The 17,754-nt window shown below is 38.1% G+C and carries 32 protein-coding genes and 1 pseudogene; 5 read left to right on the top strand and 28 right to left on the bottom strand.

The window, feature by feature from the left end; all coding sequences use genetic code 11:
* Positions 1-39 precede the first annotated feature (39 nt).
* Together MIDI_RS08825 and MIDI_RS08820 are read left to right on the top strand one after the other, a co-directional pair.
* The gene (locus MIDI_RS08825; protein WP_192805749.1) at positions 40-441 is read left to right on the top strand and encodes a transposase; all 402 of its coding nucleotides are present in this window, start codon (positions 40-42) and stop codon (positions 439-441) included.
* Positions 401-586 carry a transposase gene (locus MIDI_RS08820; protein ID WP_041185411.1) on the top strand — a complete coding sequence of 62 codons (186 nt, stop codon included), beginning with the start codon at positions 401-403 and terminating at the stop codon, positions 584-586. The genes MIDI_RS08825 and MIDI_RS08820 overlap by 41 nt, the downstream gene beginning before the upstream one ends.
* Positions 587-825: 239 nt before the next feature.
* On the opposite strand, the gene MIDI_RS07650 is transcribed toward MIDI_RS08820, so the two are convergent.
* The 3 genes from MIDI_RS07650 to pdhA all read right to left on the bottom strand — a co-directional run bounded on the left by MIDI_RS07650 (position 826) and on the right by pdhA (position 3,750).
* A complete protein-coding gene (locus tag MIDI_RS07650; RefSeq protein ID WP_013950599.1) occupies positions 826-993 on the bottom strand; it encodes an FG-GAP repeat domain-containing protein in 168 nt (55 codons plus the stop codon).
* Between the two features lie 780 nt (positions 994-1,773).
* A complete protein-coding gene (locus MIDI_RS00260; RefSeq protein ID WP_013950598.1) occupies positions 1,774-2,757 on the bottom strand; it encodes a pyruvate dehydrogenase complex E1 component subunit beta in 984 nt (327 codons plus the stop codon).
* A 15-nt stretch (positions 2,758-2,772) separates the two neighbouring features.
* Positions 2,773-3,750 (bottom strand): pyruvate dehydrogenase (acetyl-transferring) E1 component subunit alpha, encoded by a 978-nt coding sequence (gene pdhA / locus MIDI_RS00255; RefSeq protein WP_013950597.1) that lies wholly within the window; start codon positions 3,748-3,750, stop codon positions 2,773-2,775.
* Between the two features lie 100 nt (positions 3,751-3,850).
* Between pdhA and MIDI_RS09565 the strand changes: the two genes are divergently transcribed.
* Both MIDI_RS09565 and MIDI_RS07645 read left to right on the top strand, forming a co-directional pair.
* Complete coding sequence (locus MIDI_RS09565) at positions 3,851-3,979, top strand: hypothetical protein (protein WP_272940965.1); 129 nt, start codon at positions 3,851-3,853, stop codon at positions 3,977-3,979.
* Entirely contained in the window at positions 3,964-4,149 is a 186-nt protein-coding gene (locus MIDI_RS07645) for a hypothetical protein (protein WP_192805768.1), read from the top strand. The genes MIDI_RS09565 and MIDI_RS07645 overlap by 16 nt, the downstream gene beginning before the upstream one ends.
* Before the next feature lie 113 nt (positions 4,150-4,262).
* Here MIDI_RS07645 and MIDI_RS08315 read toward each other — a convergent pair whose 3' ends face one another.
* The 5 genes from MIDI_RS08315 to MIDI_RS00240 form a co-directional block, all read right to left on the bottom strand.
* On the bottom strand, positions 4,263-4,403 hold the full coding sequence (locus MIDI_RS08315) for a hypothetical protein (RefSeq protein ID WP_013950595.1): 141 nt from the start codon (positions 4,401-4,403) through the stop codon (positions 4,263-4,265).
* A 60-nt stretch (positions 4,404-4,463) separates the two neighbouring features.
* Positions 4,464-5,741: a TolC family protein gene (locus MIDI_RS00245; protein ID WP_013950594.1), complete on the bottom strand. Its 1,278-nt coding sequence runs from the start codon at positions 5,739-5,741 to the stop codon at positions 4,464-4,466.
* A gap of 145 nt (positions 5,742-5,886) precedes the next feature.
* Entirely contained in the window at positions 5,887-6,018 is a 132-nt protein-coding gene (locus MIDI_RS09560; protein ID WP_013950593.1) for a hypothetical protein, read from the bottom strand.
* A complete protein-coding gene (locus MIDI_RS09145; RefSeq protein WP_237697380.1) occupies positions 6,008-6,454 on the bottom strand; it encodes a hypothetical protein in 447 nt (148 codons plus the stop codon). The genes MIDI_RS09560 and MIDI_RS09145 overlap by 11 nt, the downstream gene beginning before the upstream one ends.
* Positions 6,420-6,632 (bottom strand): hypothetical protein, encoded by a 213-nt coding sequence (locus MIDI_RS00240; protein WP_041185293.1) that lies wholly within the window; start codon positions 6,630-6,632, stop codon positions 6,420-6,422. Before MIDI_RS00240 ends, MIDI_RS09145 begins: the two co-directional genes overlap by 35 nt.
* 254 nt (positions 6,633-6,886) lie before the next feature.
* Between MIDI_RS00240 and MIDI_RS09140 the strand changes: the two genes are divergently transcribed.
* Positions 6,887-7,033, top strand: a complete 147-nt coding sequence (locus MIDI_RS09140; protein WP_237697379.1) for a hypothetical protein — start codon at positions 6,887-6,889, stop codon at positions 7,031-7,033.
* A 235-nt stretch (positions 7,034-7,268) separates the two neighbouring features.
* Here MIDI_RS09140 and rplQ read toward each other — a convergent pair whose 3' ends face one another.
* The 20 genes and pseudogenes from rplQ to rpsC form a co-directional block, all read right to left on the bottom strand.
* Positions 7,269-7,688, bottom strand: a complete 420-nt coding sequence (rplQ, locus tag MIDI_RS00235; RefSeq protein WP_013950591.1) for a 50S ribosomal protein L17 — start codon at positions 7,686-7,688, stop codon at positions 7,269-7,271.
* Positions 7,689-7,705: 17 nt separating this feature from the next.
* Positions 7,706-8,734, bottom strand: coding sequence for a DNA-directed RNA polymerase subunit alpha (locus tag MIDI_RS00230; protein WP_041185591.1), 1,029 nt, complete (start codon positions 8,732-8,734; stop codon positions 7,706-7,708).
* A gap of 37 nt (positions 8,735-8,771) precedes the next feature.
* A pseudogene (rpsK, locus tag MIDI_RS00225) lies at positions 8,772-9,128 on the bottom strand (30S ribosomal protein S11); the annotation flags it as partial.
* A gap of 53 nt (positions 9,129-9,181) precedes the next feature.
* Complete coding sequence (rpsM, locus tag MIDI_RS00220) at positions 9,182-9,559, bottom strand: 30S ribosomal protein S13 (protein ID WP_013951726.1); 378 nt, start codon at positions 9,557-9,559, stop codon at positions 9,182-9,184.
* A 182-nt stretch (positions 9,560-9,741) separates the two neighbouring features.
* Positions 9,742-10,389, bottom strand: coding sequence for an adenylate kinase (locus MIDI_RS00215; RefSeq protein ID WP_237697378.1), 648 nt, complete (start codon positions 10,387-10,389; stop codon positions 9,742-9,744).
* A gap of 5 nt (positions 10,390-10,394) precedes the next feature.
* Positions 10,395-11,720, bottom strand: a complete 1,326-nt coding sequence (gene secY / locus MIDI_RS00210) for a preprotein translocase subunit SecY (protein ID WP_202795471.1) — start codon at positions 11,718-11,720, stop codon at positions 10,395-10,397.
* Positions 11,721-11,798: 78 nt separating this feature from the next.
* Positions 11,799-12,248: a 50S ribosomal protein L15 gene (rplO, locus tag MIDI_RS00205; protein ID WP_013950586.1), complete on the bottom strand. Its 450-nt coding sequence runs from the start codon at positions 12,246-12,248 to the stop codon at positions 11,799-11,801.
* 18 nt (positions 12,249-12,266) lie between these two features.
* Positions 12,267-12,656, bottom strand: a complete 390-nt coding sequence (gene rpmD / locus MIDI_RS09555) for a 50S ribosomal protein L30 (RefSeq protein WP_013950585.1) — start codon at positions 12,654-12,656, stop codon at positions 12,267-12,269.
* A gap of 17 nt (positions 12,657-12,673) precedes the next feature.
* The gene (gene rpsE / locus MIDI_RS00195) at positions 12,674-13,216 is read right to left on the bottom strand and encodes a 30S ribosomal protein S5 (RefSeq protein ID WP_013950584.1); all 543 of its coding nucleotides are present in this window, start codon (positions 13,214-13,216) and stop codon (positions 12,674-12,676) included.
* Positions 13,217-13,233: 17 nt separating this feature from the next.
* A complete protein-coding gene (gene rplR, locus MIDI_RS00190) occupies positions 13,234-13,599 on the bottom strand; it encodes a 50S ribosomal protein L18 (protein WP_013950583.1) in 366 nt (121 codons plus the stop codon).
* A gap of 12 nt (positions 13,600-13,611) precedes the next feature.
* Entirely contained in the window at positions 13,612-14,148 is a 537-nt protein-coding gene (gene rplF, locus MIDI_RS00185; protein ID WP_041185291.1) for a 50S ribosomal protein L6, read from the bottom strand.
* Positions 14,149-14,161: 13 nt separating this feature from the next.
* The gene (gene rpsH, locus MIDI_RS00180; RefSeq protein WP_013950581.1) at positions 14,162-14,560 is read right to left on the bottom strand and encodes a 30S ribosomal protein S8; all 399 of its coding nucleotides are present in this window, start codon (positions 14,558-14,560) and stop codon (positions 14,162-14,164) included.
* Positions 14,561-14,574: 14 nt separating this feature from the next.
* On the bottom strand, positions 14,575-14,880 hold the full coding sequence (gene rpsN / locus MIDI_RS00175; RefSeq protein WP_013950580.1) for a 30S ribosomal protein S14: 306 nt from the start codon (positions 14,878-14,880) through the stop codon (positions 14,575-14,577).
* A 19-nt stretch (positions 14,881-14,899) separates the two neighbouring features.
* Complete coding sequence (gene rplE, locus MIDI_RS00170; RefSeq protein WP_013950579.1) at positions 14,900-15,445, bottom strand: 50S ribosomal protein L5; 546 nt, start codon at positions 15,443-15,445, stop codon at positions 14,900-14,902.
* A gap of 18 nt (positions 15,446-15,463) precedes the next feature.
* Complete coding sequence (rplX, locus tag MIDI_RS00165) at positions 15,464-15,790, bottom strand: 50S ribosomal protein L24 (RefSeq protein ID WP_013950578.1); 327 nt, start codon at positions 15,788-15,790, stop codon at positions 15,464-15,466.
* 4 nt (positions 15,791-15,794) lie between these two features.
* Positions 15,795-16,163, bottom strand: a complete 369-nt coding sequence (gene rplN / locus MIDI_RS00160; protein ID WP_013950577.1) for a 50S ribosomal protein L14 — start codon at positions 16,161-16,163, stop codon at positions 15,795-15,797.
* Between the two features lie 21 nt (positions 16,164-16,184).
* Positions 16,185-16,412, bottom strand: coding sequence for a 30S ribosomal protein S17 (gene rpsQ / locus MIDI_RS00155; protein ID WP_013950576.1), 228 nt, complete (start codon positions 16,410-16,412; stop codon positions 16,185-16,187).
* Between the two features lie 22 nt (positions 16,413-16,434).
* Positions 16,435-16,641 carry a 50S ribosomal protein L29 gene (rpmC, locus tag MIDI_RS00150; RefSeq protein WP_013950575.1) on the bottom strand — a complete coding sequence of 69 codons (207 nt, stop codon included), beginning with the start codon at positions 16,639-16,641 and terminating at the stop codon, positions 16,435-16,437.
* 2 nt (positions 16,642-16,643) lie between these two features.
* Positions 16,644-17,060, bottom strand: coding sequence for a 50S ribosomal protein L16 (gene rplP / locus MIDI_RS00145; protein WP_013950574.1), 417 nt, complete (start codon positions 17,058-17,060; stop codon positions 16,644-16,646).
* A gap of 18 nt (positions 17,061-17,078) precedes the next feature.
* Complete coding sequence (gene rpsC / locus MIDI_RS00140; protein ID WP_013950573.1) at positions 17,079-17,747, bottom strand: 30S ribosomal protein S3; 669 nt, start codon at positions 17,745-17,747, stop codon at positions 17,079-17,081.
* Between the last annotated feature and the right edge of the window lie 7 nt (positions 17,748-17,754).

Here is a 17,754-nt window from a genome sequence, read left to right as displayed (position 1 = left end):
GGTTTCCCTAGTAGAAATATTTTGTTTGATTGATGATTTTTGCAAGCGACAACTCACGTACCAAAGATCCTTAAGAAACTCGCAGAGACAAAGGGAACGAGAGTCTGGGATGATGCTTTCCGAAGTTATAACGATCCTCGTTTTGTTTCATTTGAGGGCATTACCGGATTCAAAGATTTTTACCTAAACTGTTTTCAAATCTCTCTCAGAGAGGGATTGCCGAAGCTTATCAGCTACAATCGCTTTGTTGAGCTGGATGCGAGACGCGGTCATCCCGTTGGTCATTCTGCTGAATTGCTGCAAAGGGAAACAAACAGGTACGTTGACTCAACAAAAAGCTGGAAGGTTTGTCATAACTTACGTACTAGCCGTAATAAGGTCCTTAAAGGCGTCGCTCAGCGTGGGAAAACGTCGACCCGGATGGTTCTTTGGCCTCAATGATCAAGGAGAGATTATGTCATTCACACTGACTTCGGGTAATACAGATGATCGAGCCGTTGTCGAAAAACTGACTCAATATTTGACAGGCCTTCTATTCGGAGATCGGTGGTATATAAGCAAAAACACTGAGCAATCAAGGTATTGAGCTCATCACACGGCTTAAGAAAAACAAAACCCGCTTGCGGCTTTTAAACAACTGCTTCTTGCAGGGCGTGGATTGATTGAAACAGCCATCGGACAATTGAAAGAGATTTGACAAATCCAGCGCCACGGCATCGCTCGCCAAACAATTTCTTGGCAGACCTCTTTCTCAGGGCTCTTGGCTTATGTCTTCAAACCCAATATATCTCATGGAAAAATAGGCTCACAGGCCTACTCCTTACGTCAAACTGGGGTCTTAATATGTTGCTGCTTGTAAAGGCTCCACTTCGATTGCCTAATAATCACCCCTACATCTTGTTTACCATCTTGATTAAAGTCAGCTATTGTTACTCCTGCAATGCGATATATCAGTGCATAAACTACAGGCGCTGCAAAAACAACATTACTCATGATCAAACTCCTTAAATACAGCTACTGTATACCCAATTGTTAATTTAAGAGATTAACTTGAAAACAACTCTCCCATTGGCCAAGTTTCATCTCCTCTTTAAAATTTGAGGCTATTTTTGGTAAGAAACCACAGACAGCGCCATTTAAGCGCACCCAGTAGCGAATACAGCTGTTATTAATTTATGTCAATAATTATCAACAACATCTTAACATTATTTTGCAATAACAAACCTCAAGATATTGATTTATCTGAAAAAACACCAGCACTACCCAACTCCAAAAGAACTAGCTTGCCACAGTATATATGGCCTGCCTTACAACGGATCATCTCTTAGTATCTTGCTGGAAGCTTTACAATTCTTTATTTACTAGAGTATATCTGCATATAACTAGGGAATTGAAAAATGCTCAATTGAATGCGAGTCATATTTTAGATTTACTGTTGCAGATCTAGTTCGCTCTGTGGCCAGCCTTACAATTGAAAGTTGCAAATGGGGGGAGGCGGACCCCATATTTACCGTGGCAAACTCGCTCTATACTAAAGCTATTCATGCTGAGGAAACCCTGTCTGGTTATCCTCTCTTTTCTTATTGGAGATATATACTGCGTATAAACAAAGAGTTGAGGCATAAACCCACATAAACGTTGGAGGCAACAAGCATAGGATAATTATGAGATAAAGCAAGTTTTGCAATGGAAAAATGCTCCGTCCCCTTGCCCCTCAGCAAGCTGCAATTGTAAGGACCGGGCCCCACCAAGAAAAGCAAACAAGCTAAACTGCTACTTATACCCCTGACACGCATGTTTTGCAGCCAAGACTATGTCCTCAACTTGAGGCAAGGCAAGTTTTTCTAAGTTGGCCGCGTAAGGAAGAGGCACGTCTTTACCGGTTACTCTAATCAACGGTGCATCTAAGAAATCAAAAGCGTTTTCCATAATAACTGCGGCAATTTCCGAACAAATTCCTGCAAATGGCCAGCTTTCTTCAACCGCAATGATACGGTTAGTCTTTTTTACTGAATTTACAATGGCCTCGACATCAAGTGGCCTAATAGTTCTTAAATCCATAACTTCTGCACTAATTCCTCCTTTTTCCAATTCTTCAGCGGCAGCTAAAACATTTTTAACTTGGATTGAGAAAGATATGATAGTTATATCACTCCCTTCTTTTAATACCAAAGCTTTTCCGATCTCCACCAAATGCTCACCTTCTGGAACTTCATGGCTATGGCCATATAGTATTTCATTCTCTAAGAACATAATTGGATTATTATCTCTAATCGCAGCTTTTAATAAGCCTTTATGGTCAGCTGCCGAATAAGGCGCAATAACTTTTAAGCCCGGGATGTGTCCATACCAACTTGCATAACACTGTGAATGTTGCGCCCCGACTCTTGCCGCAGCGCCGTTGGGACCTCTAAAAACTATAGGACAAGTTAATAACCCGCCAGACATGTAATGAGTTTTTGCCGCTGAGTTAATAATTTGATCAATGGCTTGCATTGCAAAGTTCATGGTCATAAATTCAACTATGGGCCGAAGTCCTGCAAGAGCTGCTCCCACCGCAAGGCCTGCAAATCCATGTTCAGTAATTGGAGTATCTATTACCCTTTTAGGGCCAAACTGCTCTAATAAACCTTGAGTAACTTTATAAGCTCCTTGGTACTCCGCAACTTCCTCCCCTATCACAAATACCTTATCATCTCTTGCCATTTCCTCAGCCATCGCATCTCTTAATGCTCCTCTGATCGTAATAAGTGCCATAAATTTCGTTTTAAATTATTTATAAATGTTTGTATAGAGTTCTGAAATTTCAGGTTCTGGGCTTCCTTGCGCGAATTTTACTGCTTCTTCCACAACTCCCTTCACTTTCTTTTCTATATCATTTAACTTGGATTCATTGATTAAATTACCCTTTAGCAGATAACTTTTCATTTGCTCAATTGGATCCTTATTTTCTCTATAATTAGTCACTTCATCTTTAGAACGATATCTACCCGGATCCGACATGGAGTGCCCTCTATATCTATAGGTTTTTATTTCCAGCAGTAACGGAGAGATTTTTTTCCTTACAGTTTCAACAGCCTCTTTCATAGCCTCATACACTGCAAAGAAGCTCATACCATCAACTTGCTTGCCAGGTACGCCAAATGGCTCCCCTCTTTTAAAAAATTCTGTTACGCTCGAACCTCTAGCAGTTGAAGTGCCCATGGCATATTCATTATTCTCAACTATATATATAACAGGCAAGTCCCAGAGTTTTGCCATATTAAAAGATTCATAAACTTGACCTTGATTAACTGCGCCATCACCAAATATAGTCACACAAACATTATCAGTATTATTATATTTAGCAGCAAACGCTAAGCCTGTCCCGATTGGAACTTGAGCCCCTACTATTCCATGCCCACCAAAGAACCCCTTTGCTGGGTCAAACATGTGCATAGAGCCACCCTTTCCTTTCGAACGTCCAGTTGCTCTTCCAAGAAGTTCAGCCATGACATATTTAGGCTCACTTCCGGTTGCAAGCATAATACCGTGGTCCCTATAACTCGTTATAACGGAATCGCCATCCTTTAATGCGGCCTGAATGCCAATCGCAACAGCCTCCTGTCCAATATAAAGATGGCAAAAACCGCCAATTAGTCCCGTACCATAAAGCTGCCCTGCTTTCTCTTCGAATCTCCTAAGCAACAACATATCTTCATAGTATCTATGCAAATCGTTTGCACTAATGTTCACTTTCTTTTCCGCCATAAATCATTTTTACTAATTATGCAGACCGAATACTAAATGCAGGCAGATATTTTGTAAAGCTTTTAACTTATTATTTATATTATAGGGCGTTTAAAAACGGATGATAGACTTAAAACCTAACCTTGAGGAGTGTGGAATTAGGACGATAGAGAGACTGACTGGAATCCATAACAGCCAAATATCTTCATGGATCGAAGGACGGGGGGGCGCTATGTGCAAGAAAAGTTAGATAAGAGCTGCAACAGCACAAAGTCACTTAAGGATATCGAGGTCCTAGAGATTGACGAGCTGTGCACATATATAAAAAAAGACCAAAGAATTGGAAGTGGGAGTACACCTTTATATGGATTGCTGTTGATAGAGGAGCGGGTGAAATTATTGATTTTGAAGGGTAGGTGACGGAAGCAAGGCAACCCACCTGAACCTGTCATTTAGGCTTTGAAGAACGTTATAAATTGAGCATGTACAGATGATTACAGCGTTTACGAATACTATAAAATCTCCACGCACCATCACAGAACAAAAGCTGAGACCTCATTTGTAGAATCAAAGAATTCTTTAAGAGGCACTATCCAGCTAGTTTTAATCGAAGAATGAAGCGCTATAGCAAATTCCTGAGGATGCTTTGCGTTACTCTTACCCTCTTCTTCCATAAGCATTTGCTGGATTTGAAACTTCTATCTATCAAATATTAGGCAATGCCAATTTTTTTATTATAGATTTTGAAAATCAAAATAATGTAACTCGCCCATCAATGCTTTCATTTGAAATGCTGAAATAACTAAAGCTTTGTTAACTTTTTCCTGGATAATTTGTGCTTCAAACAGTCTTTGTTCCGAGTCTAGCAAGTCTAGAGTGGTTTTTGTACCAACTTTGTATTCTTGCTGCACTCCTTCCAGCGCTTCCTGTGCAGCAGCGAGCGCCTCTTTTACTGAGTTAATTTGAGAGATTGCCACCTGATTCTGATTCCATATTTGAACTATATTTTGTTCCACTTCGCCTAACGTATTGTTTAAACTTGCTTCGGCTCCTCTAGCTTTGTATCTCGCCTCTTTTATATCAACATAGCTATTACCGTTAAATAACGGCATTGATACTCTCAGCGCATAAGTTTTACCTTTTTGGCCAGATGACTGACCGTCATTAACGCTCATTCTAGCAGTGACAGCTGGCATCAATGCTGAAGCAGCAACCGCAACTAAAGTTTTAGAAGTGTGCAATTGTTCTTGAGCAATCCTAAGATTTAAATTGGCTTGTCTTACGGCAGCTGCAAAGGTTTCAAAATCTTTTGGAGTATTGATTTTACTTGCTTGTACATAAACTAGATCGTGACCCGGAACTTTACCAATTATGTATGCAAAATTAGCCTCGGCGGTTTTCATATCACCAAAAGCCTTTTCTTTTTCCGTAACAGCTTTAGCCAAACTATGTTTAGCCCACGACACGTCCGTTTTAGTCACCTCACCAACTCTGAATCTGGTTTTGATTTGCTCTAATCTATTACGCATTCCTTCTTCGTTATTAAGGCTAATTTTATAAATCCTGCGCGCTAAGATCACTTCATGATAAGCATCAATAACTTTTAAAAATACATTGGCAGTTTTAGAATAGGAATCCAACTCTGCAGCATTCACAGTGCTGTTTGCTATCTTCATTTGAGCTAAAGTTTTTCCTCCTGCAAACAACTCTTGCTGAACATACAAAGCATTATCAAAACTATTAAAATCTTGATAATTTGTAGTGGCAGTAGGGCTAATCCTGCCTTCAGTTTTCGAAGCTTCAGCCCCAGCTACTGGCCAAAAACCTGAAACAGCTCTGTATCTATCCAGCTTTCTTACCGAAAGGTTTTTATCTATAATTTGCAGTTCCTGATTGTTGAGCTTCGCATCTTCAATAGCATCCTTAATTCTATATTCAGTGTACTCAGCATTGGCAAAGATACCCAACATATTTAAACATGCTACAAACATAGCTAATTTACTTGTATTCATAATAAATGATATTAAAAAGTCACGCATTTACTATAGAGTTTATAGATTATCAATAAACTTAAAGCAAGCCCATTTTATCTTTGCACCATATTAGCATCAATATCAGTATGTTAACAGAGAATAAATTATTGCCACTTTAAAATACCTAAGGGTACCTGGTTACTTTTTTTAGTTGCCAAGAAGACAAATCAAATTTTTTTACCCTTTTATGAGAATCTTCTTTGCAATTTTTTGGCTCAATAGAGTCTGCTCTTTGAGATCCAATATCATTTGGCATTGCCTAATATTATAGATAGAAGTTTCAAATCCGGCAAATGCCTATGGAAGAAGAGGGTAAGAGTAGCGCAAAGCATCCTCAGGAATTTGCTATAGCGCTTTGTCCTTCGATTAAAACTAGCTAGATAATGCCTTATTAAAACCTCAGTTTGACGTAAGGAGTAGGCCCGCAAGCCTATTTCCATGAGATATACCGGGTTTTTGAAGACATAAGCCAAGAGCCCTGAGAAGAAAGGTCTGCCAAGAAATTGTTGGCAAGCGATGCCTTTAAAGACCTTATTACGGCTAGTACGTAAGTTACGACAAACCTTCCAGCTTTTTGTTGAGTCAACGTACCTGTTTGTTTCCCTTTGCAGCAATTCAGCAGAATGACCAACGGGATGACCGCGTCTCGCATCCAGCTCAACAAAGCGATTGTAGCTGATAAGCTTCGGCAATCCCTCTCTGAGAGAGATTTGAAAACAGTTTAGGTAAAAAATCTTTGAATCCGGTAATGCCCTCAAATGAAACAAAACGAGGATCGTTATAACTTCGGAAAGCATCATCCCAGACTCTCGTTCCCTTTGTCTCTGCGAGTTTCTTAAGGATCTTTGGTACGTGAGTTGTCGCTTGCAAAAATCATCAATCAAACAAAATATTTCTACTAGGGGAACCACTTTCCTTATTTATCGTGAAATTGAGAGAAACTTAATGGTTACACAGCCTCTTTGAAGCCATATCAGATAATTTCTTTAAAACTTACCTCAAACTGGGGTTAACAAAAACACTGAGCAATCAAGGTATTGAGCTCGTCACCCACGGCTTAAGAAAAACATGAAAAACAAAACCCGCTTGCGGCTTTTAAACAACTGCTTCTTGCAGGGCGTGGATTGATTGAAACAGCCATCGGAGAATTGAAAGAGATTTGCCAAATCCAGCACACCACGGCATCGCTCGCCAAACAATTTCTTGGCAGACCTCTTTCTCAGGGCTCTTGGCTTATGTCTTCAAACCCAATATATCTAATGGAAAAATAGGCTCACGGGCCCTACTCCTTACGTCAAACTGAGGTTATATAAGGCTTATTAAACCATACACCAACACTACTATATTCGAGCCCTAAACTTAATCTTTCGCAAGCTGTAACCTTTTAGAAGCCATATAAGACTAGGAAGTTAAAACAAGCTCACAGCGCTGGCACACACCTTGGTAACTTAGCTAAGGTATAAAAAGACTCGCTATACTGTGCTTTTATGTTCAAATTAAAATGCTTTATTCAGCTATATTACTTTGAACTTGATTAGGAATAACTCTACCTTTTTTTGCCGTTATATCTCTATCAACAAATTCTATAACAGCAATAGGAGCGCAATCGCCTTTTCTAAAACCAGCTTTGATTATCCTTAAATATCCACCATTACGTTGGCTGTATCTTGATGCTATTTTATCGAATAACTTAGAAACTATAATTTCATCGTTATAAAAGAAAGATAATGCTCTTCTTCTTGAATGCAAGTCACCTTTTTTAGCTAAGGTAACTAATTTCTCAACAACAGGTCTAACATCCTTCGCTTTATAAACTGTTGTTATAATTTGTTCGTGCTCTATAAGTTCTTTGGCAAGATTAACTAATAAAGACTTTCTATGGCCACTATATCTACCAAATTTTCTACCGCTAATACCGTGATTCATAGCCTTATATCCTCAATTTACAATTTATTCTCATATTTTTGAATTAGTTCCTGCAGATTTCTTGGCGGCCAACCACCAGGAACTTCCATACCAAATTTTAAGTTCATTACAGCAAGAACTTCTTTCAGCTCGTTCAGAGATTTCTTACCAAAATTTGGAGTCTGTAACATTTTTGACTCGGTCTTAGTAACCAAATCCCCAATATATACTATATTTTCGTTTTTCAAACAATTTTGTGAACGGACAGACAACTCGAGATCATCAATTTTACGCAGTAAATTAACATCGAAAGGTAATTTCTCTTCTTCCGGTTCTTTGATATTGTCAATATCCTGAAAATTAATAAAAACTTGAAGTTGATCCTGCATAATTTTAGCAGCTAACCCGAGCGCCATATCAGCAGGAGTTGCCCCGTTTGTCTCGATTGTCAAAAATAAACGATCAAACTCTGTTTCTGCTCCAACCCGGCTGTTCTCTACCTTGTAGGTTACTCTTCTCACGGGAGAAAATATCGAATCCACAGGAATAGTTCCTATAGGCAACTCTTCAAATATATGAGCGTTAGCAGGAATATACCCCTTACCAGTTGCAACCGTGAATTCCATACTAAGATCAGAATTTTTATCAAGAGTGCAGATCACCAAATCTTTGTTTACAACCTGTAAATCAGCCGTTTCCTCTATCATTCCAGCTGTCACCACGCAAGGCCCTTGAGCGACTAACCTAAGATTTCTCCTGTCGCAAGTTGCATTGTTGAAAACAATATTTTTAATATTCAATATAATATCTGTTACATCTTCCTTTACCCCAGGAATGCTGGTGAATTCATGGCTAACCCCCTGAATTTTCACGGCTATAATTGCTGCTCCTTGTAATGAGGATAACATAATTCTGCGTAGTGCATTACCAAGAGTAACTCCAAACCCTCTTTCTAATGGCTCAATCCTAAATACACTCTCATTCCCAGTCATACTTGACAAAAAATACTCTGCAGGCTTTAACAAAGAAGCCCAATTCGCAGCAACAGCTTTACTTGTTTTTTCTATCACGGTCAAAACCTTCAATATTTACATTCATAGTTCTCTACATACGCCTTTGTTTACGAGGCCTACAACCATTATGTGGTACAGGCGTAATATCTTTTATAGCAGTTACAATTACTAAATTAGCAATTGCTCTAATAGCCGCATCCCGTCCAACTCCAGGCCCACGAATTTTAATAAAAACAGTCTTTAAACCCCATTCCATAGCTTTCTTTATAGCTTTCTCCGCAGTTACTTGTGCAGCATGAGGGGTAGCTTTCTTTGATCCTTTGAAGGAATTACTGCCCGAAGATGACCAAGCAATTACATCTCCTTGCGCATCGCTAATACTAACTATTGTATTGTTAAAACTGGCATTAATATGAGCAACCCCAGCTATTATTTGTTTTTTCTTCTTTGCCGCTAAAGTATTTTTTTACTAATAATCTTATTCATGCTCTCTCCTAATTACTATTTAGCTACTTTCTTCTTGCCGGCAATAGCAATAGCTTTGCCCTTCCTAGTCCGAGCGTTAGTATGCGTACGCTGACCCCTTACAGGCAATCTTCTAATGTGCCTTGTTCCACGATAACATTTAATATCAATTAAATTCTTTATATTTGTAGAGATTTCCCTACGCAGATCACCTTCTACTTTATAATTAGAATCAATAACTTCTCTTAACTTGATTATTTCACCATCAGTTAGTTCATGTACTCTCTTATTGCCATCAATAGATGCCTGCCGGCAAATTTTAGAAGAACTTAAGTCACCTATACCATATATATATGTAAGAGCAACACCAACTTTTTTATTCGTAGGAATATTAACGCCAGCTATACGGGCCACCGAAACCTCTATCTTAAAAATTTAACATACAAAACTTGACAAAGCGGAGTAAGATTCTAACTAAAATCCTCAATAAGTCAATAAACATTAGCCGTTTTCTGTACTCAAGATTAGTCAGAAACGCCTTACTTTATTAAAAAAATAAATTTTGAATATGGGACATACTACCTCCATATTCGTATCTACACAACAATTTTCTGCTTAATAGAAGCAATTATACTATTAAACACGAAATCAATCGTGTTATCTCCATCAACTTCAATCCAACACCTTTGATTACGGTAATAATCAATCATTGGTTTTGTTAATTCATCATATACGGCTAAGCGCTTGATTATTGATTCTTTTTTGTCGTCATCGCGCTGATAACAATTTTTGCTACCACACTTAGGGCAAGTCATCAACTTTACATCAGTAATATCGCCGTTGAAAGTATACACGCAATCTGCACAGGTCACTCTATTTGAAAGTCTCGGGATTAGTTTCTCAAAATTCATTTCTATATTAATGACAAATGTGCCATCTACTGGCAATTCTTGAAGAATTTCTGACAAGTAAACTGCCTGATGTAACGTTCTTGGAAAGCCGTCAAGTATAAAACCATTTCCATAGCTATTCGAAAGTTTTTCAGCTACTATTTTTTCTACAATACCATCCGAAACTAGCATACCCTTTTTAAGTATTTCAGCGATATGCAGGCCTAACTCGGTCTTCGAATTAACCTCATTCCTAAGTATTTCGCCTGTCGATAATTTTGGTATGCTATAAAACTCTGCAAGCTTCATCCCTTGAGTCCCTTTACCAACACCAGGCGCTCCCAATAAAATCAACCGCATTAATGTATCCCAATCTTATTCTTTTTTAGTAAATAATGATACTGAGAAGTGAGGAAATAGGTTTGGATTCTAGTAAATAGATCCATAACAACATTTACTACTATTAAGAGGCTAGTGCCGCCAAGATAAAAAGGAACTGCGTAGCTTGTCATGAGTATTTCAGGAATAATACAAACAATAGATAAATATATACCACCAATAACCGTTAACCTGGTCAAAACATAATCAAGATATTCCGCAGTATGCTTACCTGGTCTTCTGCCAAGCACGATTGCACCATTTTTGCATAAATTTTCCGCAGTTTCATCAGGATTAAATACAACTGAAGTATAGAAAAAACCAAAGAAAAATATCATTACAACATATAGCACTATATAAAGTGGTTTACCATGAGCTAAGTTCATAGCTATAAATTGCTTCCACGCCCCAGGCTCACTGGTACTCATGAAATTTACTATTGTCATCGGAAAAAGCAAAATTGAGCTAGCAAAAATGGGAGGTATAACTCCGGAAGTATTCAGCTTCAAGGGTAAATGGGTTGAATCTCCTGCATAAACTTTGTTGCCTACTTGGCGTTTTGGATATTGCACAGTAATTTTTCTTTGCGCTCTTTCAATAAAAATGATGCCAAATATTAAACCTGAGGCCATCACAATTACTGCTAAAATGAAAAATGTTGAAATGGCTCCAGTCCGTCCCATTTCAAATAGTGACGCTAAAGCAGAAGGGAGACCAGCAACAATTCCGGTAAAAATAATTAAAGAGCTACCGTTACCTAAATTTCTTGATGTGATCTGATCCCCTAGCCAAACAACAAACATTGTGCCTCCTAGCAAGCTAAGTGAGGCAATAATTCTAAAATTCAAACCTGGATTTAAAACAACTTCTAGGGTTGCGGAGTTCATAGATTCTATGCCAACTGCTATACCGTATCCTTGTGATAAAGCTAATACAACAGTTAAATACTTAGTGTACTGATTGATTTTTTTGCGTCCAGCTTCTCCGTCTTTCTTTAAAGCGCTTATATCGCCAGATATAACTGCCATAAGTTGCATGATAATTGAAGCAGTAATATATGGCATAATATTTAAGGCAAAAATCGACATCCTGCCTAGTGCGCCACCTGTAAACATATTAAACATGCCAAGTATACCACCTGATTGCCGGCTAGCTATTTGACTCACGGCGAGCGTGTTCACTCCTGGGAGCGGAATATATGTTCCTAACCTATAGAGAAAAAGAGCAAATATTATAAAAAATATTTTAGCCGTTAACTCACCAGAAGAAGGCTTTTTAGCAAACACTTCAAGAGAACGTTTAGTCATAACTAAAGACATCTGGCAATAACCTAAATTAAAAAATACTTTGCAAAGCTTGCTCGTACTGTAATACGAATTAATAAATTATATAATTTCCACTTCTCCACCTAAGGACTCGATAGCAGTTCTAGCAGCAGTAGAAACAGCATGAACCCTTATAGAAATTTTAGAATTTAAAGTTCCCTTCCCCAACAGTTTAACTCTTTTATTATGACCGCTTAAAAATCCTAAATCCTTTAATATTTCCTCATTAATCTCATTAGAGGTAATTTTTTTATCTGCAACAATATTTTCTATATCTTGTAGATTAATTACTTCAAATATAGCCTTATTAATGCTTTTGAAACCACGTTTTGGCAATCTTCTGTGTAAAGGCGTTTGTCCGCCTTCAAACCCATTAAGAGCAACACCGGTTCTTGCGGTCTGCCCTTTTCCTCCTCTCGCAGAAGTTTTACCTTTTCCAGACCCAATTCCTCTACCTAAAGCTTTGCTCTTTTTTCTAGCTCCAGGATTGTCTCTCAATAAATTTAACATACCTTCTTCTCTATCAAGTTATTTAAAGCGCAATAAATGCTTCACCTTCTCTATCATCCCTCTGACCGCAGAAGTATCTTCAAGTTCGGCAACTTTGCCAGTTTTGTTAAGATTTAAGCCCTTTAAGGTTGCTATTTGAGACTTATCACGCCCCGCGCTACCTGCAATTTGCTGAATCTTAACCTTACCCTCTGATTTACTTGGTGCCTTTTTCTCTACAACTCTTTCAGCCTTAGGAGCCACTTTCTTTTTTACTTCCGTTTTAAGCTCAGCCACCTTGGGCGCTGCTCCTTCAGGCACAGTCATCTTCCCAGGACTAGTTTTAGTAGGAGCTTTTTCAGTAGGCTTATCTACCTTTTTTTCTACAGTCTTCGCACCTTCCGCTTTTATAACCTTTTTCTCAGCCATAATATCAAACCAATGAATTAATATAATCGAGACCTAGTAGCTTGTGCTTCACGTGCACCAACTATATCCCCTACTTTTTTGCCACGTTTTTCAGCAATATACCTAAGAGATTTTATATTTTTCAACCCATGGACAGCTGCCTTAACCATATTATGCGGGTTTGTTGAAGCAACTGACTTAACTACAATATCTTTAATGCCAAGAACTTCACATAAAACACGAATAGCGCCTCCGGCGATTATTCCGGTACCCGCAGGAGCAGCTCTCATTTTAACTTTTCCTGAACAAAATTTCATTTCTATATCATGATGCAACGTTCTACTATCGCGCAACGGAACTCTGATCATATTTTTCTTGGCATTCTGCTCGGCTTTATCTCTTGCATCAGCAACTTCACCAGCTTTTCCTAAGCCTATGCCAACTTTACCTTTACCATCTCCAGCAATTGACAGTACAGAAAAGGTAAATTTTCTACCCCCCTTGACCGCTTTAGCACACCTACCAACCTTAGCAACCATTACTTTAACATCAGAATTTTCTATTTTACTTTTTTGTTGCATGAAAATACCATTTCAAATTAAAATTTTAAACCACCCTCACGAGCAGCATCAGCAAGAGCCTTGATTCTACCATGATATAGATACGGGCCTCTATCAAAAACTACTTCTTGAATATTTTTTGCTAATAACCTCTCAGCAATCAATGTACCAACTTTTCTCGCTGTTTCAATATTGCGTCTGCATTTTTTATCACTAGCAAAATCTTTTTCAAGAGTAGAAGCAGCCACTACTGTTACTCCTTTTTTGTCATCAATAACTTGTGCATATATATTGTGTGAAGACCTAAAAACACTTAGACGCATTTTACCAGCAGCTTTAAGCTTCAATTGATACCGTACTCTTTTTGCTCTAGTTAAAGCTAACTCTCTGTTATTCTTAGACATTTTTATAACCTACTACTTCTTCTTGTTTTCTTTTCTTCTTATAGTTTCAGTTGCATATCTTATACCTTTACCTTTATAAGGCTCCGGTTTTCTTAATTGACGAATTTCCGCAGCAACCTGCCCTACCAATTGCTTATCCGCTCCAAATATAGATATAGATGTTGGTTTTTCACATTTAATTTCTATCCCTTTTGGGAAAGCATACATGATATCATGACTATAACCTAATGACAAAACAAGTATACCATCGGATACAGTAGCTTTATAACCAACCCCTGTCATCTCTAATCGCTCAGTCCAACCTTCGTGCACACCTTTTACCATATTGGAAATCAACGTACGCGACAGACCCCACATAGCTCTTGCGCGCACATTGTTTTTGTCGATTGGCTGCACAGTAACTTTACCATCCGCAAACGACAAATTAACCTCTTTAGCAAAAACCTTTTCTAATGCGCCATTTTTGCCTTGTACTTTAAGGTGATTATCTTTTAACATCACCTGTACCGACGAATCGACCATGATTGGAAGCTTACCTATTCTAGACATAATTTACCATAAATTAAAAGACCTTACAAAGAACTTCACCGCCTATACCCATTCTTCTGGCTGCAGCGTCGGATATAACTCCTTTAGAAGTTGAAACTATAACTACCCCTAAGCCTCCGTACATTTTTTCTAAATCACTAATCGCTGAGTAAACCTTACGCCCAGGTTTAGATACTTTCTGGAGTTCTTCTATAACTGGCTTGCCCCTATAATACTTCAAATCGATCTTTAACATATTAATCCCGGCACGCTCAGTAAATTCTTCAAAACCTTCAATATAGCCTTCTTCCAGCATTACTGATAAAACATTTCTTACAAGCTTGGAAGAATGAGCAATAACAAAAGCATGATTAGCCTTTTGCCCATTTCTGATTCTTGTTAATACATCAGCTAATAAATCTGACCTAGACATCTAATACCCCTTAATTACCAACTAGCCTTTTTAACACCAGGCAACAAGCCCTCGGATGCCAACTCTCTTAAACAAATCCGCGAAACTTTGAAATCTCTATAGAACCCTTTAGCACGTCCTGTGATTTCACACATATTGCGGATTCTAGTTTTCGAACTATTCCTTGGTATCTTAGCCAATTTAAGCTGTGCCTGAAATCTTTCTTCTAATGAAAGATTTTTGTTATATATCACATCTTTTAATTCTTGTCTCTTGGCTCGATTGTCATCTGCCATTCTTATTCTTTTTTTGTTTCTTTGTACTATACTAGTTTTTGCCATCTTGTCTCGTTAAAATGAATTAAGATATAAAAGGAACATTAAAGCCTTCTAGTAAAGCTTTTGATTCTTCGTTGTTTTTAGCATTGGTGACTACAACAATACCCATACCTCTAATGGTAGTAATTTTATCATAATCAATTTCAGGGAACACAGTATGCTCTTTCAAACCAAAAGCAAAGTTACCGTCGCCATCAAATTGCTTTGAACTCAAACCCCTAAAATCTTTACCACGAGGAAGAGCTATATTGATTAGCCTATCTAAAAATTCATACATCATTTTCTTTCTCAAGGTAACTTTACAACCAATCGGCATACCTTTGCGAAGTTTAAAAGCCGCAATAGATTTAGCGGCTTTAGTTACTATAGGCTTCTGTCCAGTAATTAGCATCAATTCAGCCACTATTTGATCCATAACTTTACTATCACTAACAGCATCCTTAATGCCCATGTTAATCACAACTTTCTCAATACGAGGTGCTTGCATTATGTTTTTATAGCCAAATTTTTTCTGCAAGAACGGCAATACAACTGATAAATAATGCTTTTCTAAACGAGCTTTAGACATATTAATCACTTCTTTCCTCTATATTTTATCTATTAATTCACCAGATTTTTTTGCATAACGAACTTTTCTTCCATCTTCCAAAAATTTAAAACCCACTCTGGTTGGTATGCCAGATTTTGGGTCGATATGAGATAAATTCGAAATATCCATCGGCATTTCCTTTGGAATAACACCGCCACTTGGCACCTTCTTACTAGGCTTCACATGCCTTTTAGCAATATTAATACCAGAAACGATCACTCTACCCTTATCAGGTATGACTTTAGTTATCTTTCCTTTCTTACCCTTATCTTTGCCTGCGATGACAAACACCTCATCATCACGCCTAAACTTCTTTGATGTCATATATTTATAGTACCTCTGGCGCTAATGATATTATTTTCATAAAATTTTTTGCTCTTAGTTCTCTAGGGATCGGCCCAAATACCCTTGTACCAACTGGCTCACCTTGTTTATTTAACAACACAACCGCATTCTTATCGAACTTTACTACGCTACTATCATTGCGTTTAGCTTCTTTAGCAGTTCTTACAACAACAGCTTTGTAAACTTCTCCCTTCTTAACCCTAGCTTTAGGAATCGCATCCCCTATAGAAACAACTACAACGTCCCCTATGCCACCTATCATCTTACCAGCACCGCCCAATATCTTTATGCACTTAGCGACTTGGGCCCCACTGTTATCGGCGACCTCACATCTTGTTCCCATTTGTATCATACAATCACCTTACTATGTTTTTTATGCAGCAACAATCCATTTTTTGGTTTTTGATATAGGCGCAGACTCAATTATCTCCACTATATCCCCTACCTTATATTTATTATGCTCATCATGAGCCGCGTACTTTTTACTACAACGCACTGGTTTACGATAAATTGGGTGCATTACATCACGCTCAACTAATACTGAAATAGTTTTATTAGCTGACGCTCCCACAACAACACCTTTTAAAATTCGCTTTGGCATAATACTTCTACTTCTCTTTTAATTATGAAGAGTGCTTTGCAGCACTTCTCTTCTCAACAATAACAGTGTTAATTCTCGCTATATTTCTTCTTGCTGCTCTAATTTTTGAATTATCAGTTAGCTCCGCAGAAGTTTTTCTAAAACGCAAATTCATGCTTTCCTTTTTAAAAGAAATTAATTGATCAATCAATTCCTTTTCTGACATACCTCTTAAATCTTTAGCCTTCATGACTATTCTTCCCCTAATCTTTTTACAAATTTAGTTTTTATTCCAAGCTTTGCACCAGCACGTTCAAATGCACCACGCGCCTGATCCTCGGTCACCCCATCTAATTCAAAAAGAACTCTGCCCGGCTTCACGCGAGAAACCCAAAATTCTGGTGAGCCTTTACCGCTACCCATCCTTACCTCTGCGGGCTTTCTACTCACTGGCACATCGGGAAAAATTCTAATCCATAATTTTCCAACACGCCTTAAATGCCTATTTATAGCCTTTCTTGCCGCCTCTATTTGCCTTGCAGTAATCCTCTCAGGCTCTAAAGCCTTCAAGCCAAAAACCCCAAAGTTAAGTTCAAAACCGCCTTTTGCATTACCATGTATTCTACCTTTAAAGGCTTTACGAAATTTTGTTTTTTTAGGACTCAACATCTCTTATACTCAAAGCAATTATTCTATATTAATAGAGCTTTTCTGCCCTTTACATACCCAAACTTTAACACCAATACGGCCATAAGTGGTATGAGCTTCAGCAGTGCCGTAATCTATCATCATTCTCAAAGTATGTAAAGGAACTCTTCCTTCATTATACTGTTGGTCACGAGCAATTTCTGCACCACCAATCCTACCACTAATCTTAATCTTGATGCCTTCTGCTCCCATCCGCATCGCATTTTGTATTAAACGCTTCGCTGCTTTTCTGAAAGATATTCTTTTCTCCAGCTGCTGTGCCAAATTTTGAGCTACGATAGTTGCATCCAGATCAGGCTTCTTAACTTCTACTACATTGATAATTACTTCGCTTTCTGTGATGCCACCTTTGGTATTACGTGTAATTGCTTCAATAGCTTGTTTAACTTTATTGATATCTTTACCTTTGCTACCAATAATGATGCCAGGTCTTGCTGCATTAATTGTAACTTTAACTTTTTTTGCTAAGCGTTCTATTTTTATTTTGCTAATCCCGGCACCTGACAAGGAAGCCTGCACACACTTTCTAATTCTAAGATCTTGGTGCAGTTTATCAGCATAATCTTTACTGGCATACCAGATAGAACTCCAATTGTTCAACCCATCTATACCTAACCGTAAGCTTATCGGATTTACCTTCTGACCCATAATTTGC

The sequence above is a fragment of the Candidatus Midichloria mitochondrii IricVA genome (genome assembly GCF_000219355.1).
In the GTDB taxonomy this organism is placed as follows: Bacteria; Pseudomonadota; Alphaproteobacteria; order Rickettsiales; family Midichloriaceae; genus Midichloria; species Midichloria mitochondrii.
This window is presented reverse-complemented; position numbering and strand designations above follow the sequence as displayed.